Source organism: Methylobacterium sp. D53M, from assembly GCF_053345625.1.
In genome coordinates this window covers 127,012-140,662 of record NZ_JBKFAL010000002.1, presented here as the reverse complement: position 1 = coordinate 140,662, position 13,651 = coordinate 127,012, and the positions used below count along the sequence as shown (strand labels likewise).

Below are 13,651 nucleotides of genomic sequence, written 5' to 3'. Positions count from 1 at the left end.
AACCTATCGTTTCCGGATCTGATCGATGAGACTGCCCGATTTCGAGGCCTGGGCCGTGTTCGCCAAGGTGGTGGAGACCGGCTCCTTCGGCCGCGCCGCCGCGGAACTGGGCCTGTCGAAGGCCACGGTCTCGAAGGCAGTGAGCCGGCTCGAATTGCGGATCGGCGCCCGCCTGTTCAACCGCACGTCGCGGAAGCTCGCCCTCACCGAGGCCGGGCAGGCCGCCAAGGACGGTGCCGCGCGCATCCTCGCCGAGGGCGAGGCCGCGGAGGCGCTGGCGACCGCGGGCGCCGCGGAGCCGCGCGGGCTGGTGCGGCTCGCGGTGCCGATGACCTTCGGGGTGATGCACGTGGCCCCGATCCTGCCGGCCTTCCTCCGGGACTACCCGGCCGTGTCGGTGGATCTCCACCTGTCGGACGCGGTCGTCGACCTCGTCGGCGGCGGGTTCGACATCGGGCTGCGCATCGCGGCCCTGCCGGATTCCTCCCTGCGCGCGCGGCGGCTCTGCGAGATCCGCCGCTCGCTGGTCGCCACGCCCGCCTATCTCGACCGGCACGGCCGGCCCGAGCACCCGGACGACCTCGTCCACCACACCTGCCTCGGCTACGCCTACCTGCCGACGCCGGACCGCTGGCGCTTCGTGGACGGGAGCGGCGCGGAGGCTGTCGTCGTGCCGGCGAGCCAGCTCCGGGCGAACAACGCCGAGGCGCTAGCGCCGGCGCTGCGGGCCGGCCTCGGACTCGCCCTGCAGCCCGACTTCATGATCTGGGACGACCTCGAAGCCGGGCGTCTCGAGCGGGTGCTGCCGGCTTGGTCGCCGCCGCCGATCGCCCTGCACCTCGTCATGCCCCCGGGCGATCCGCGGCCGGCGCGGGTGACGGCGCTGATCGCCTATCTCGCCCAGACCCTCGGCCAGGCGCCCTGGGCCGCGCCGTCGCCGCGAGGCCACGCGGCGGACCGGTGAGTCCCGCGCCGGCGCGCGCGATCCGGGCGCGTCATTCACCTGGATCAATGCCGTCTGCGCGAACGTGCGTTACCGGCGAGCACCGTGCCTCCGAAGACGGCCTGCTCCTTGCTGCTGCATCTGTCGGAGAACGGCCGAGACTTGCCGCTCGGCCGGGAATCTCGGCCAAGCAAACTTCAGGTTTATCCAGGACAATCTGGCATTGGACAGCGGCGCATTTTCCGGCCAGTAAGGCGCCTTGTATACATGTATACGATTCTGTTGAGGCGTCGATGTCCCCTTTGATTCCCGGACGCCCCGCACCCGACCGGTTGCGGCACAAGACTGTGGCGGCGGCCGTGGCGGACTCGCTCCGCGAGCAGATCCTGAACGGTGAACTGCCGCCGGGAGTGCAGCTCCGCCAGGACGCCCTGGCGGAGGAGTTCGGGATCAGCCGGATCCCGGTGCGCGAGGCCCTGCTCCAGCTGGAAGCCAGCAAGCTCGTGCGGATCGTGCCGCATCGCGGGGCGGTCGTGACAGGCCTCTCGCTGCAGGAGGTCGAGGACATCTTCCAGCTGCGCGTCCAGCTCGAGCCGGAACTGCTCCTGCTCTCGGCCCCGCACCTGACCCGCGACGACATCCGCGATCTCGACGCGCTCTCGAAGGAGTACGGCGCGGCGCTGGAGACCGGTCAGGTCCTCCGGTGGGGCGACCTGAACAGCCGCTTCCACCTCGACCTGATCCGGCACGCCGGCCGGCCGCGGTCGCTGGCGATCGTCTCCGCGCTGCTGCAGGATTGCGAGCGGCCGACGCGGCTGCAGATCGCGACCTCCGAGGACGCGACCCGCGCGGTCAGCGAGCACGCGCAGATCCTGGCCCTGTGCGAGGACCGCGCGTTCGAGGCGGCGGCCGCGTGCCTGCGGCGCCACATCGAGCATGTCGGCGCCTCGCTCATCGCCCTCTACCGGGGGGCGCTCGCCGAGGCCTGATCGTCCGCGAGGCGGCTCAGTCCGGCTTGGCCGACCGGCCGCCGATCCGGCCCGGCAGGCGGGTCAGGCGATCCTTCATCTCCAGGACCTTCTGGACCTTCGAGCCGAGCGTCAGGAGCTGGACGAGGCGCTCGGTGTCGAGGCGGCGCACGTCCGCGTACCAGCCGGCGAACAGCTCGAAGAGGTCGTGCATCTCCCGCAGGCGCGCCTGGGCGTGCCGCTCCTCCTCGGTCGCCGGGTCCTGCATCAGGAGTTCGCGCAGGAGGGTCAAGGTCGGGTCGACCTCGCGCTTCTTGCGCTCCTCGACCAGCGTGCGGACGATCTGCCAGATGTCCTCGGGCGTCGTGAAGTAGTCGCGCCGGTCGCCGGGCCGATGCTGGAGCCGGACGAGGTTCCAAGCCTGGAGCTCCTTCAGGCCCATGCTGACGTTGGAGCGCGACACCCCGAGCCGCTCGACGATCTCGTCGGCGTTGAGGGGCCGCTCGGCCACGAACAGCAGGGCGTAGATCTGCCCCACGGTCCGGTTGATGCCCCAGCGCGAGCCCATCTCGCCGAAATGCAGCACGAAGGTCTGGACGAGCGGGGGCAGTTGCACGGCAGGGATCCGACGCGGGCAGTAATCGGGCGGGCGCCGCCCCGGTCTATCAGCTCTTGAGCCAATACCGCAGGACCGTCGCGACGAAGCCGAGGCCGACGATGCTGGAGGCCCAGAGCCCCGCGAACCACGCGAGGCGCTTCCAGAGGGGCTGTGCTGCTGCGGGTGCCATCAGTGATATCCGTGCGCGTCGACCTTGCCGCGGAAGACCCAGTACGCGTACGCGGTGTAGGCCAGTATGATCGGGATCAAAACCGACGCGCCGGCCAGCAGGAAGATCTGGCTCGCCTCGGGCGCGGCCGCCTGCCAGATCGTGATCCGGCCCGGCACGATGTCGGGGAAGATGCTGATGCCGAGCCCCAGGAAGGTCAGGGCGAACAGCCCCAGCGCGATCAGGAAGGGCGCCCGCTCGGCGCCGCCCCGCAGGGTGCGCCACAGGGCGTAGGCCGCGAGCGCCACGAGCAGCGGCACCTGCGCGGTGACGAGCACGTTCGGCATCGCCAGCCAGCGCTCGTAGTAGCGGCCCTGGAGGAACGGCGTCACCGCGCTGACGAGGGCGATGGCCGCCACCGTCGCCGCGGTGAGGCGCAGGGCCAGGCGCCGGGCCCGCAGCTGGAGCAGGCCCTCGGTGCGCATCACCAGCCACGTCGCCCCGAGCAGCGCGTAGGCGACGACCAGGCTCGCGCCCACGAGGAGGCTGAAGGGCGTGAGCCAGTCCCACCAGCCGCCGGCATAGGCCCGCCCCTCGACCGCGATGCCCTGCAGGAGCGCGCCCAGCGTGATGCCCTGGGCGAGGGCCGCCACCAGCGAGCCGCCCGCGAAGGCCACGTCCCAGGCGGCGCGGTGGCGGGGGTCGCGCCAGCGGAACTCGAAGGCGACGCCGCGGAAGATCAGCCCGAGCAGCATCGCGATGATCGGCGCGTAGAGCGCCGGCAGGATCACCGCGTAGGCCAGCGGGAAGACGGCGAACAGGCCGCCGCCGCCCAGCACCAGCCAGGTCTCGTTGCCGTCCCAGACCGGCGCGACCGAGTTCATGGCGGTGTCGCGCTCCGCGCCCGGCGGCAGGACCGGGAACAAGAGGCCGATGCCGAGGTCGAAGCCGTCCATGACGATGTAGGCGAAGACCGCGAAGGCGATCACGAGCGCCCAGACCACCGTGAGATCGACGCTGTAGGCCATGGGTCCCTCACTCGGCCGGCTGGAGGTGGCGGTCGGGGTCGATCGCCGGGGCGGGCGTGATGCCCGCCGTCCGGATCGGCGCGCCGGGCTCGATCCCGCTCTCGCCGGCATGCGGGGGCTGGCCCATCAGGCGCAGCATGTAGCCGGCGCCCATGGCGAAGACCGCGAAGTAGATCACCACGAAGGCGGTGAGCGAGGCCGCCACCGCCGGCGCGTGCAGCGGCGAGGCCGACTGCGCCGTGCGCAGCAGTCCGTAGACCGTGTAGGGCTGGCGCCCGACCTCGGTGGTGATCCAGCCGGCCAGCACCGCCACGAAGCCCGCCGGGCCCATGGCCACCGCGAAGCGGTGCAGGGGGCGCCACGCGTAGAGGGTGCCGCGCCAGCGGGCGAGGAGGCTGAGGGCGCCCAGGAGCAGCATCAGCATGCCGAGGCCGACCATGATGCGGAACGACCAGAACACGATCGGCACCGGCGGCCATTCCGACCGCGGCAGGCTGTCGAGCCCCTTCAGGGGCGCGTCGAGGGCGTGCTTCAGCACCAGCGACGACAGCTTCGGGATCTCGACCGCGTAGCGCACGGTGCCGGCCTCCTGGTCGGGCAGGCCGAACAGCACCAGCGGCGCGCCGTCCGGGTGGCTCCGGAAGTGGCCCTCCATGGCCATGACCTTGGCGGGCTGGTGCTCCAGGGTGTTGAGGCCGTGCGCGTCGCCCGCGAGGATCTGGATCGGTGCGACCAGGGCGGCCATCCACATCGCCATCGAGAACATCGTCCGGGCCGCCGGGTTGGCCCGGTCGCGCAGCAGGTGCCACGCGCCGACCGCGCCCACGACCAGCGCGGTGGTAAGGTAGGCGGCCAGCACCATGTGCACGAGGCGGTACGGGAAGGACGGGTTGAACACGATCGCCCACCAGTCCAGCGGCACGAACTGGCCCTCGGCGTTCGTGCCGTAGCCCGCCGGCGTCTGCATCCACGAGTTCACCGCCAGGATCCAGAACGCCGAGAAGCAGGTCCCGACCGCGACCATCAGCGTCGCCGCGAAGTGCAGCCGCGGCCCGACCTTGCGCATCCCGAACAGCATCACGCCGAGAAAGCCCGCCTCCAGGAAGAAGGCCGAGAGCACCTCGTAGGCCATCATCGGCCCCAGCACCGGGCCGGTCTTGTCGGAGAAGACCGACCAGTTCGTGCCGAACTGGTAGGACATCACCAGCCCGGACACGACGCCCATCGCGAAGGCGATCGCGAAGATCTTAATCCAGTACTTGAACAGGTCCATGAAGACCTGACGCCCGGTGGCGAGCCAGAGCCCCTCCAGCACCGCGAGGAAGCTCGCGAGGCCGATCGAGAAGGCCGGGAACACGATGTGGAAGGCCACCGTGAACCCGAACTGCATGCGGGCAAGGATCAGGGGATCGAGGTTGGCGAGCACGTCGGGCCTCCGGCTCAGGGCGCGACGCGGTATATAGCAATTTCAGAAATGTCTGAAAAGTCGGAATATATCGAAGCCGCCCGCGGCTCGCGGCCGGCCGGTCGCGCCTCGCGGCGGCCGGCCGCGAGCCGCGACCGGCGCCCGGGTCTGGACGTCCGAGCCCGAACGCGTCAGGGTCGCGCCATTCCCTACCGGTCGGGACCTCTCAGGCGCCGCGTGGCTCGCTGCGTCACGACCCGCCGCGCCCCGACGCAAGGAGAGCACGCGCCGCCATGGCCGACACCCCCGCACCCGCCGCGCCCGTCGATCTCGCCGCCGCGCTGTCGGCGCGCATCCGCGGCATCGGCACGAGCCAGATCGGCCTCGTGGCGGATCGCGGGCGGGACGACCCGGAGGTGGTGAAGCTGTGGATCGGCGAGGGCGACCTGCCGACGCCGCCCTTCATCGTCGAGGCCGCGCACCGGGCGATGCTCGACGGGCACACCCGCTACACCACGTCGCTGGGGCTGCCGGCGCTGCGGGCGGCGCTCGGCGCCTACCACGCCCGCCACTGGGGCGTGGAGATCCCGCCGGACCGGTTCGGCGTCACGGCGGGCGGCATGAACGCGATCATGCAGGCGGCCCAGGTGCTGCTGGAGCCGGGCGACGAGATGATCATCCCCTCCCCGGCCTGGCCCAACCTCGGCGAGGCGGTCCGCATCGCCGGCGGCGTGCCCGTGACGGTGCCGTACCGCCGCCTGCCGGACGGGCGCTTCGCGCTGCCGCTCGCCGACATCGCGGCGGCGATCACGCCGCGCACCCGGGTGATCATGGTGAACTCGCCCTCGAACCCGACGGGCTGGACCATGCCGCTGGCCGAGATGACGGCCCTGCGCGACCTCGCCCGGGAGCGCGGCCTCTGGATCCTCTCGGACGAGGTCTACGCCCACTTCACCTACGGCAACCGGATCGCGCCGTCCTTCCTGCAGATCTGCACGGAGGACGACCGTCTGATCGTGACCAACACCTTCTCGAAGAACTGGGCGATGACCGGCTGGCGGGCCGGCTGGGTGATCTATCCCCGCGGCCTCGCGCCGACCTTCGCCAAGCTCGGGCAGTACAGCACCACCTCGATCCCGACTTTCGTCCAGCACGCCTGCATCGCGGCCCTCGAGGAGGGCGACGGCTTCATCCGGACGATGGTGGACCGCTGCGCCGAGGCCCGGGCGATTCTGGTGGAGGGGCTGTCGCGCCTCCCGGGCGTCACGGTCGCGCCGCCGGACGGAGCCTTCTACCTCATGGCCCGGATGGGCGGCGACGAGCCGAGCCTCGACCTGGCGCTGCGCCTGCTGCGGGAGGCCAAGGTCGGCGTGGCGCCCGGCACCGCCTTCGGACCCGAGGGCGAGGGCCTGGTGCGGATGTGCTTCGCCATCAGCCCGGACCTGGCGCGGGAGGCGGTGCGCCGGCTCGCGGGCGTGCTCGGGACCCGGGCGCCGGCCGCGGCGGCGCACTGAGTTGGGGGCGAGCGGCTCAGCGGCCCCAGCGCAGGACCAGCGCGTCGTTCCGCCGGGCGAGCTCGATCAGGCCGGCCCGCGTCGCCGGGTGCAGGGGCTGGATCGGCAGCCGCGCGGTCTCGCTCGCGATCACGCCGCCCTCGGCCATCAGCGCCTTGCAGGCGAGCAGGCCGCACTGCCGGTTCTCGTAGTTGATGAGCGGCAGCCAGCGCGCGTAGGCGTCCATCGCCTCGTCGCGACGCCCGGCCGCGTAGGCGTCGGTGATCTGACGGATGCCGTCCGGGTAGCCGCCGCCGGTCATCGCACCCGTGGCGCCGGCGTCGAGGTCGGCCATCAGGGTGATCGCCTCCTCGCCGTCCCAGGGGCCCACGACCGCGTCGCCGCCGAGCGCGATCAGCTCGCGGAGCTTGGCCGCGGCGCCCGCGGTCTCGATCTTGAAGTAGGCGACGTTCGCGATCTCCCGGGCCATGCGCGCCAGGAGCGGCGCCGACAGCGGTGTGCCCGCCACCGGCGCGTCCTGGATCATGATCGGGATGGAGATCGCGTCCGAGACCGCGCGGAAGAAGTCGACGATGCCGAGTTCCGGCACCCGGATCGTGGCGCCGTGATAGGGCGGCATGACCATCACCATCGCGGCGCCGGCCTCCTGGGCGCGGCGCGAGCGCTCGGCGCAGACCTGCGTGGCGAAGTGCGTCGTCGTCACGATCACCGGAACGCGGCCGGCCACGTGCTCCAGCACGGCGTGCATCACCCGCTCGCGCTCGTCGTCGGTGAGGACGAACTGCTCGGAGAAGTTGGCCAGGATGCACAGGCCCTGGCTGCCGGCGTCGATCATGAAGTCGACGGCCCGGCGCTGCCCGTCGAGGTCGAGGGCGCCCGCGGCGTCGAAGACCGTGGGGGCGACCGGGAAGACGCCGCGATAGGCGGGGACGGACGAGGTCATGCGCGGTCCTTCTGCCGGGATCGCGCATCCCGGCGGACGACCGTGTCCGCGGGCGGGATCCGGCCGCCTCTTAGCACGCGGCCGCGATCCTGGCGCGTTCGGGGGGCGCAACGCGCTGTCGACAAGCCCACCGACTTTCCTGTACGGCCGAGATCTTCTTTGCTTTGTCCATCGACAGCCGAGATCGGGCGCGGCGGCCGCACGAGAACGGCGTTTTCTTTTCGGAGCTACTGTAATGCGATTCTTCTCTGCGAGCCGCGTCGCGGCGCTCGTCGCGGCGACGCTCCTCAGCGCAATCGCCGGCGCGCCCGCGCGGGCCGACGATCTCGACGCGATTCGCGCCGCCAAGACCCTGCGCATCGGCACCGAGGGCACCTACGCGCCCTTCACGTTCCACGACGCGTCCGGGCAGCTCGTCGGCTTCGACGTCGAGATCGGCCGCAAGGTCGCCGAGCAGCTGGGCGTCACGCCGCAATTCCTCGAGGGCAAGTGGGACGGGCTGATCGCCGGGCTCGACGGCAAGCGCTACGACGTGGTGATCAACCAAGTCGGCATCACCAAGGAGCGGCAGGCGAAGTTCGACTTCTCCGAGCCCTACATCCGCGCGCGGGCCGTGCTGATCACCCGGGCGGACCGGTCCGACATCAAGTCCTTCGCGGATCTCAAGGGCAGGAAGGCCGCCCAGAGCCTCTCCAGCAACTTCGCGCGCCTCGCCGAGCAGTCCGGCGCCGAGCTCGTCGGGACGGACGGCTTCGACCAGTCGATCCAGCTCGTCCTCACCGGCCGCGCCGACGCCACCGTCAACGACAGCCTGTCGTTCCTGGACTTCCACAAGCAGAAGCCGAGCGCCCCCGTGAAGATCGCCGCCGAGCAGGCCGACGCGGACGCCTCCGGGATCATCATGCGCAAGAACAACCCGGCGCTGAAGGCCGCGATCGACAAGGCGCTGGAGGCGATCAAGGCCGACGGCAGCTACGCGGCGATCGCCCAGAAGTACTTCGGGGCCGACGTCTCCAAGTAGACCGTCCGCAGAGGGGCCGCCCGGACGGATCCCGCCCGGGCGCCGCCCCGTACAGCCCCACGCTTCGATCGCCCGGTAGGAGACGCCGCCCCGTGCCGCACTGGCTCGACCTCATGCTCCAGTCGCTGGGGCCGCTGCTCGCGGCCGGCCTGCGCTTCACCGTGCCGCTGACGCTCATCACCTTCGTGCTGGGCCTCGCGCTGGGGCTCGGGACCGCCCTCGTGCGCCTGTTCGCGCCCCGGCCCCTGGCGGCCCTGGCGTGGTTCTACGTGTGGATCTTCCGGGGCACGCCGCTCCTCGTGCAGCTGTTCGTGATCTTCTACGGCCTGCCGAGCGCCGGCATCCTGATCGACGCCTTCCCGGCCGCCGTGATCGGGTTCACCCTCAACGTCGGCGCCTACACGTCGGAGATCGTCCGCGCCGCCATCGCCTCCATCCCGAAGGGCCAGTGGGAGGCGGCCTACGCCACCGGCATGAATCCGGTCCAGGCCCTGCGCCGCACGATCCTGCCCCAGGCGGCGCGGGTGGCGGTGCCGTCGCTCGCCAACTCCTTCATCGCGCTGGTGAAGGACACCTCGCTCGCGGCCGCCATCACGGTGCCGGAGCTGTTCCAGGCGGCCCAGCGCATCGTCGCCGTCACCTACGAGCCGCTGATCCTCTACATCGAGGTGGCGCTGATCTACCTCGTCCTGTCGACGCTCCTGTCCTGGCTCCAGACGCTGCTGGAGCGGCGCCTCGGGCGCTACGGCGGCTACCTGGAGGCCCGCGCGTGATCGCCCTGTCGGCCATCGAGAAGCGCTTCGGCGACAACCCGGTCCTGCGGGGCGTCGACCTCGCGGTGCCGGAGGGGCGGGTCACGGCGCTGATCGGCCCCTCGGGCTCGGGCAAGTCAACGCTCCTGCGCTGTGCGAACCTGCTGGAGGTCCCGCAGGCCGGGACGCTGACCCTCGGCGACATACGCCTCACCTTCCGGCCCGGCAGCCCGCCGGCGCGGCGGGACGTGCTCGCCGTGCGCCGGCAGACCGGCATGGTGTTCCAGAACTTCCAGCTCTTCCCCCACCGGACCGTGATGGAGAACGTCACCGAGGGGCTCGTCACCGTCGGCAAGTGGCCGCAGGACCGGGCGCGGGCGCGCGCCCTGGAATTGCTGGAGCGCGTCGGCCTCGCCCACAAGGCCGCGGACTGGCCCGCCAGCCTGTCGGGCGGCCAGCAGCAGCGGGTGGCGATCGCCCGGGCGCTGGCCCCGTCCCCGCGCCTGCTGCTCTGCGACGAGCCGACCTCGGCCCTCGACCCGGAACTCGCCGCCGAGGTGGTGGACGTACTCGCCGGCCTCGCGAACGCGGGCACGACCATGCTGATGGCGACCCACGACCTGCGCCTCGCGCGGCGCGTCGCCGACACGGTGGTGTTCCTGGAAGGGGGGCATATCGTCGAGCAGGGCGCGGCCGCCGACGTCTTCGCCCGGCCGGCCGACCCGCGCACCCGCCGGTTCGTCCGGACGCTGCTCGGCGAGGCGGCCGAAGGGGCGTGAAAAGAGGCCTGAGAAGGGGCCTACGGAACGGGCCGGGACGCGGGATTCAGCGCGTCAGGCAGCGGAGCGTGAGAAGATCCTCGACGGTGAGCGCGGTCCCGAAGACCAGGGGCCGCCAGGCCGGCAGGGTGGCGAGGATCAGGCCGGCCGCCAGGGCGAGCCAGGGCAGGACCGGGCGCAGGCCGGGACCGGCGGCCCTCACGCGGGATTCCGCGCCAGCGACGCCTCCTCGCCCTTGCCGACCACCACGAGGCCCAGGCCCGCGGCCAGCATGGCGCCGCCCCAGAGCAGGAAGCCGATGTCCCAGTAGAGCCACTGCTCCGGCGGTGCCCGCTCGTTGACGTGGTGCACGCCGAGGATCTCGTGGTCGATCAGGCCCTCGACGAGGTTGAACAGGCCCCAGCCGATCAGGAGCGACCCGGCGAGCAGCTTGCTGGACCAGTAGAGGTGCGTGCGGTGCGCGGCGCGCCAGAGGAGGAACAGCCCGAGGACCACGAAGACGTAGGTCGCGCTGTGGAAGAGGCCGTCCCAGCGGGTGTTCAGCTCGAGGTTCGGGATCGTGTCGATCGGGTACCAGCTGCTCAGCATGTGGTGCCATTGCAGGATCTGGTGCAGCACGATCCCGTCGAAGAAGCCGCCGAGGCCGAGCCCGAACAGGATGCCGGCGCTCACGGGGAAGACGCGCTCCCGGGTGTCGGCCGCTCTCTCAGCCGCCCTGTCAGCCGCTCTGTCAGCCGCTCTCATGCGCAACTCCGGCGTGGCGGAGGCCGCGGCCGCGCGGGCGACGGCGTCCTGCGGGGAACCCGCCCGGGGCGCCGGCGGATCCGTCACGCCTCCCGCGGGACCGCTTCCGGTCGTGAGACCATCCGCAGGTAGACGGCGAGCCCCGCCAGGAAGACCGCGAGTCCGAGCCCGGTGGCGTAGGGCGCGAAATCCTTGCCTGCGACGGCGATCGCCGAGCTGTGGCCCGCCAGGAGGTCGGTGCCGGCGAGCAGCACGCCCACGAAGCTCTCGCCGACGAGGAACCCGGACGCGAGGAGGACACCCCGGCGGCGGGCGGTGCCGACCGTCCTGTCAGCCTTCGCGTCGCCCTTCGCGCCGACCCGGGCGCGCAGCCGGCGCTCGGCGACCCAGCCGAGGATGCCGCCGATGGCGATCGTCATCTCCACCGAGAGCGGCAGGTACATGCCGATGCCGACCGTCAGGGCCGGGAAGGTGAGGTCGCGCCGCTTCAGCCACGTCTCGGCCGCCACCAGGACCACCCCGAGCCCGGCGCCGATCAGCACCATGGTCCAGGGCAACTCGCCGTGCGTGATGCCGTTGGCGATCTGGGTCATCAGGGCCGCCTGGGGCGCCGGCATGGCGCTCCCCGCGTCCTGCCCGTCCCGCGCCGGGGCACCGACGAAGCCGTAGGCCTCGTAGAGCAGCGACAGGAGCGGGGCGATCACCACGGCGCCGACCCCGACGCCGAGGATGAGCGCGACCTGCTGGTGCCAGGGCGTGGCGCCGAGCACCTGCCCGGTCTTCAGGTCCTGCAGGTTGTCGTTGGCGATCGACGAGGTGGTGATGATGACCGACGTCAGCAGCAGCGCCATGCCGGTGACGAACCGGTCTCCCTCGGGCCCGGCGGAATGCCCCAGGACCAGGGGCAGGAGCAGCGCGGTCGCCATCGTGGTCAGGATGCCGATCCCCGAGATCGGGCTCGACGAGGAGCCCAGCAGGCCCGCGAGGTAGCCGCAGGCCGCCGCCATCAGGAAGCCGAACAGGACGGTGAACAGGGTGGCGGCCACCGCCAGCACGATCGTCAGGCCGCCGAGGTCGGCGGCCCCGGCGAAGGCCCAGAACAGCAGCGCGAGCGGCACGCACAGGCCCAGGGTCGCGGCGGCCACCCAGGTGATCGGCAGGTCGCGGTCCTCGCGCGGGTGATCCTTGCCGAGACCGCCGCTGCCCGACAGGGCGGCGCGGATGCTCCCGAGGATCGGGCGCGCCAGCGAGCCCACGGTCCAGAGCCCGCCCACCGCGATGATACCGGCGCCCATGAGGCGCACTTGGCCCGACCAGACCGCCTCGGCGGCCGCGCCCGCCGACTTGGCGGGATCGGGCGACAGGGCGGTGAGGATCGGGACCGCGATCCCCCAGGCGATCAGGACGCCGGTCAGCAGCGCGAGGCAGGCGCCGATGCCCACGAGGTAGCCGACGCCAACCAGCGCCAGCGAGAAGCCGGTCCCGGTGCGGAACACCGCGCCGCCGAGGCTGACCGCACCGTTGAGCCCCTCGCCCAGGACCTTCAGCCCCGTGGTGGCGAGCCCGATCGTCCCGGCGGCCGCGGCGGCCCCGAGCAGGTCCCGCAGGCCGTGGCCGCCCTGCTCCTCGTGGCCGGTCCTGAGCACCTCCGCGGCGGCGATGCCCTCGGGATAGGGGAGATCGCTGCCCGACACGAGGGCGCGGCGGAGCGGGATCGAGAAGGCGACGCCGAGCAGGCCGCCCAGCAGGCAGACCGCCGTAGTCTGCCAGAACGGGAAGCCGTGCCAGTGGCCGACGAGGACGAGCCCGGGAAGCGCCAGGATGACGTTGCACAGGGTGCCGGCCGCCGAGGCCTGCGTCTGCACGATGTTGTTCTCGAGGATGCCGGCGCCGCCCATCAGCCGGAACGCGCCCATCGAGATCATCGCGGCCGGGATCGAGGACGAGAACGTCATCCCGGTCTTCAGGCCCATGTAGAGGTTGGCGGCCATGAACACGACCGTGATGGCCGCGCCGAGCGCGATCCCCCGCAGGGTCAGCTCGGCCTGACGGTCCTGCGTCGTCGGCGTGATCGTCGGGCTGCGGGCGTCCATCGTCCACTCGGGCTGCCACAGGCACAGCACGCGAGGGGCCGGAAACGTTCCCGCGCCGCGCCCGGCCCGCCCGGCCTCACCCTGCCCCGCCCCGCCCTGGGGCGATCTGTCCCGGCGCCGACCGGGCCTGTGATGCAGTCACCCGGCGCGGCGGCGGGTTTGGCAGCAGACCGCCCCGTCCGGGTGCGATCCGCTCCTCGACGGGAAGGCGCCGCCTTGTCCAAGTGGTATCTCTACGGCATCGCCCTCGTGGCCGGCGTCGCGAACGCCATCGAGCCGGGCCAGAACGCCACGCTGGCGAAGGTCACGGGGCAGCCGATGCTGGCCGGCCTGTTCTGCTTCGGCCTCGCGATCGCCTGCTTCCTCGCCGCGATGGCCGTCGCCCGGCTGCGCGGCCGCTCCCAGGCCGAAGCGGCCACGCCCGTGCCCTGGTGGGCTTGGCCGGGCGGCGTGCTCGGGGCGGCGGTCGTCCTGGCGCAGCTCTACATCTCCGAGAAAGTCGGCGCGGCGCCGTTCCTGGGCTGCGTGATCACCGCGGGCGTGGTCGGCTCGATCCTCCTCGACCATCACGGCCTCGTGGGCTTCGCGCGCCACCGCGCCGGGCGCTGGCGCATCCTCGGCGGCGCGCTGATGGTCGCGGGCGTCACCCTCGTGGCGGCGTTCTAACGGGACCGTCGATCCGAACGCCTCGCAC

At 72.1% G+C, this 13,651-nt stretch carries 15 protein-coding genes; 7 read left to right on the top strand and 8 right to left on the bottom strand.

Annotated elements, in window-relative coordinates; genetic code table 11:
* The first annotated feature begins 25 nt into the window (after positions 1–25).
* Complete coding sequence (locus ACLBYG_RS04880) at positions 26–964, top strand: LysR family transcriptional regulator (protein WP_447680769.1); 939 nt, start codon at positions 26–28, stop codon at positions 962–964.
* Positions 965–1,236: 272 nt separating this feature from the next.
* Positions 1,237–1,932 carry a GntR family transcriptional regulator gene (locus ACLBYG_RS04875; RefSeq protein ID WP_331300211.1) on the top strand — a complete coding sequence of 232 codons (696 nt, stop codon included), beginning with the start codon at positions 1,237–1,239 and terminating at the stop codon, positions 1,930–1,932.
* A 16-nt stretch (positions 1,933–1,948) separates the two neighbouring features.
* On the opposite strand, the gene ACLBYG_RS04870 is transcribed toward ACLBYG_RS04875, so the two are convergent.
* Genes ACLBYG_RS04870 through ACLBYG_RS04855 form a run of 4 tightly spaced genes read right to left on the bottom strand, consistent with a single transcriptional unit; the run spans position 1,949 to position 5,132 of the window.
* Positions 1,949–2,527: a GbsR/MarR family transcriptional regulator gene (locus ACLBYG_RS04870; protein ID WP_447680768.1), complete on the bottom strand. Its 579-nt coding sequence runs from the start codon at positions 2,525–2,527 to the stop codon at positions 1,949–1,951.
* Between the two features lie 49 nt (positions 2,528–2,576).
* Positions 2,577–2,699, bottom strand: a complete 123-nt coding sequence (locus tag ACLBYG_RS04865) for a DUF2474 family protein (RefSeq protein ID WP_012321840.1) — start codon at positions 2,697–2,699, stop codon at positions 2,577–2,579.
* Positions 2,699–3,706: a cytochrome d ubiquinol oxidase subunit II gene (gene cydB / locus ACLBYG_RS04860; protein WP_056522934.1), complete on the bottom strand. Its 1,008-nt coding sequence runs from the start codon at positions 3,704–3,706 to the stop codon at positions 2,699–2,701. Before cydB ends, ACLBYG_RS04865 begins: the two co-directional genes overlap by 1 nt.
* Positions 3,707–3,713: 7 nt before the next feature.
* On the bottom strand, positions 3,714–5,132 hold the full coding sequence (locus tag ACLBYG_RS04855; RefSeq protein ID WP_447680767.1) for a cytochrome ubiquinol oxidase subunit I: 1,419 nt from the start codon (positions 5,130–5,132) through the stop codon (positions 3,714–3,716).
* 272 nt (positions 5,133–5,404) lie between these two features.
* Between ACLBYG_RS04855 and ACLBYG_RS04850 the strand changes: the two genes are divergently transcribed.
* Entirely contained in the window at positions 5,405–6,625 is a 1,221-nt protein-coding gene (locus ACLBYG_RS04850; RefSeq protein WP_447680766.1) for a pyridoxal phosphate-dependent aminotransferase, read from the top strand.
* 16 nt (positions 6,626–6,641) lie between these two features.
* On the opposite strand, the gene ACLBYG_RS04845 is transcribed toward ACLBYG_RS04850, so the two are convergent.
* Positions 6,642–7,568: a dihydrodipicolinate synthase family protein gene (locus ACLBYG_RS04845; protein WP_056522928.1), complete on the bottom strand. Its 927-nt coding sequence runs from the start codon at positions 7,566–7,568 to the stop codon at positions 6,642–6,644.
* Positions 7,569–7,803: 235 nt separating this feature from the next.
* Here ACLBYG_RS04845 and ACLBYG_RS04840 point away from each other — a divergent pair, with 235 nt between their 5' ends.
* From ACLBYG_RS04840 to ACLBYG_RS04830, 3 genes are all read left to right on the top strand, one after another.
* Positions 7,804–8,589, top strand: a complete 786-nt coding sequence (locus ACLBYG_RS04840; protein WP_447680765.1) for an amino acid ABC transporter substrate-binding protein — start codon at positions 7,804–7,806, stop codon at positions 8,587–8,589.
* 92 nt (positions 8,590–8,681) lie between these two features.
* A complete protein-coding gene (locus ACLBYG_RS04835; RefSeq protein WP_056522924.1) occupies positions 8,682–9,362 on the top strand; it encodes an amino acid ABC transporter permease in 681 nt (226 codons plus the stop codon).
* Positions 9,359–10,120 (top strand): amino acid ABC transporter ATP-binding protein, encoded by a 762-nt coding sequence (locus ACLBYG_RS04830; RefSeq protein WP_091926431.1) that lies wholly within the window; start codon positions 9,359–9,361, stop codon positions 10,118–10,120. Before ACLBYG_RS04835 ends, ACLBYG_RS04830 begins: the two co-directional genes overlap by 4 nt.
* A gap of 46 nt (positions 10,121–10,166) precedes the next feature.
* Here ACLBYG_RS04830 and ACLBYG_RS04825 read toward each other — a convergent pair whose 3' ends face one another.
* From ACLBYG_RS04825 to ACLBYG_RS04815, 3 genes are all read right to left on the bottom strand, one after another.
* The gene (locus ACLBYG_RS04825; RefSeq protein WP_020090965.1) at positions 10,167–10,322 is read right to left on the bottom strand and encodes a hypothetical protein; all 156 of its coding nucleotides are present in this window, start codon (positions 10,320–10,322) and stop codon (positions 10,167–10,169) included.
* Positions 10,319–10,792, bottom strand: coding sequence for a DUF2243 domain-containing protein (locus ACLBYG_RS04820; RefSeq protein ID WP_091676107.1), 474 nt, complete (start codon positions 10,790–10,792; stop codon positions 10,319–10,321). Before ACLBYG_RS04820 ends, ACLBYG_RS04825 begins: the two co-directional genes overlap by 4 nt.
* 155 nt (positions 10,793–10,947) lie before the next feature.
* A complete protein-coding gene (locus tag ACLBYG_RS04815; protein WP_020090967.1) occupies positions 10,948–12,957 on the bottom strand; it encodes an OPT family oligopeptide transporter in 2,010 nt (669 codons plus the stop codon).
* Positions 12,958–13,173: 216 nt separating this feature from the next.
* On the opposite strand from ACLBYG_RS04815, the gene ACLBYG_RS04810 reads away from it, so the two are divergent.
* Positions 13,174–13,623 (top strand): DMT family transporter, encoded by a 450-nt coding sequence (locus tag ACLBYG_RS04810; protein WP_132368039.1) that lies wholly within the window; start codon positions 13,174–13,176, stop codon positions 13,621–13,623.
* Positions 13,624–13,651: the final 28 nt, after the last annotated feature.

Coding starts and splice junctions, on each gene's coding strand:
- ACLBYG_RS04880 (WP_447680769.1), top strand. CDS start 26: ATGAGACTGCCCGATTTCGAGGCCTGGGCCGTGTTCGCCAAGGTGGTG.
- ACLBYG_RS04875 (WP_331300211.1), top strand. CDS start 1,237: ATGTCCCCTTTGATTCCCGGACGCCCCGCACCCGACCGGTTGCGGCAC.
- ACLBYG_RS04865 (WP_012321840.1), bottom strand. CDS start 2,699: ATGGCACCCGCAGCAGCACAGCCCCTCTGGAAGCGCCTCGCGTGGTTC.
- cydB (WP_056522934.1), bottom strand. CDS start 3,706: ATGGCCTACAGCGTCGATCTCACGGTGGTCTGGGCGCTCGTGATCGCC.
- ACLBYG_RS04850 (WP_447680766.1), top strand. CDS start 5,405: ATGGCCGACACCCCCGCACCCGCCGCGCCCGTCGATCTCGCCGCCGCG.
- ACLBYG_RS04845 (WP_056522928.1), bottom strand. CDS start 7,568: ATGACCTCGTCCGTCCCCGCCTATCGCGGCGTCTTCCCGGTCGCCCCC.
- ACLBYG_RS04840 (WP_447680765.1), top strand. CDS start 7,804: ATGCGATTCTTCTCTGCGAGCCGCGTCGCGGCGCTCGTCGCGGCGACG.
- ACLBYG_RS04815 (WP_020090967.1), bottom strand. CDS start 12,957: ATGGACGCCCGCAGCCCGACGATCACGCCGACGACGCAGGACCGTCAG.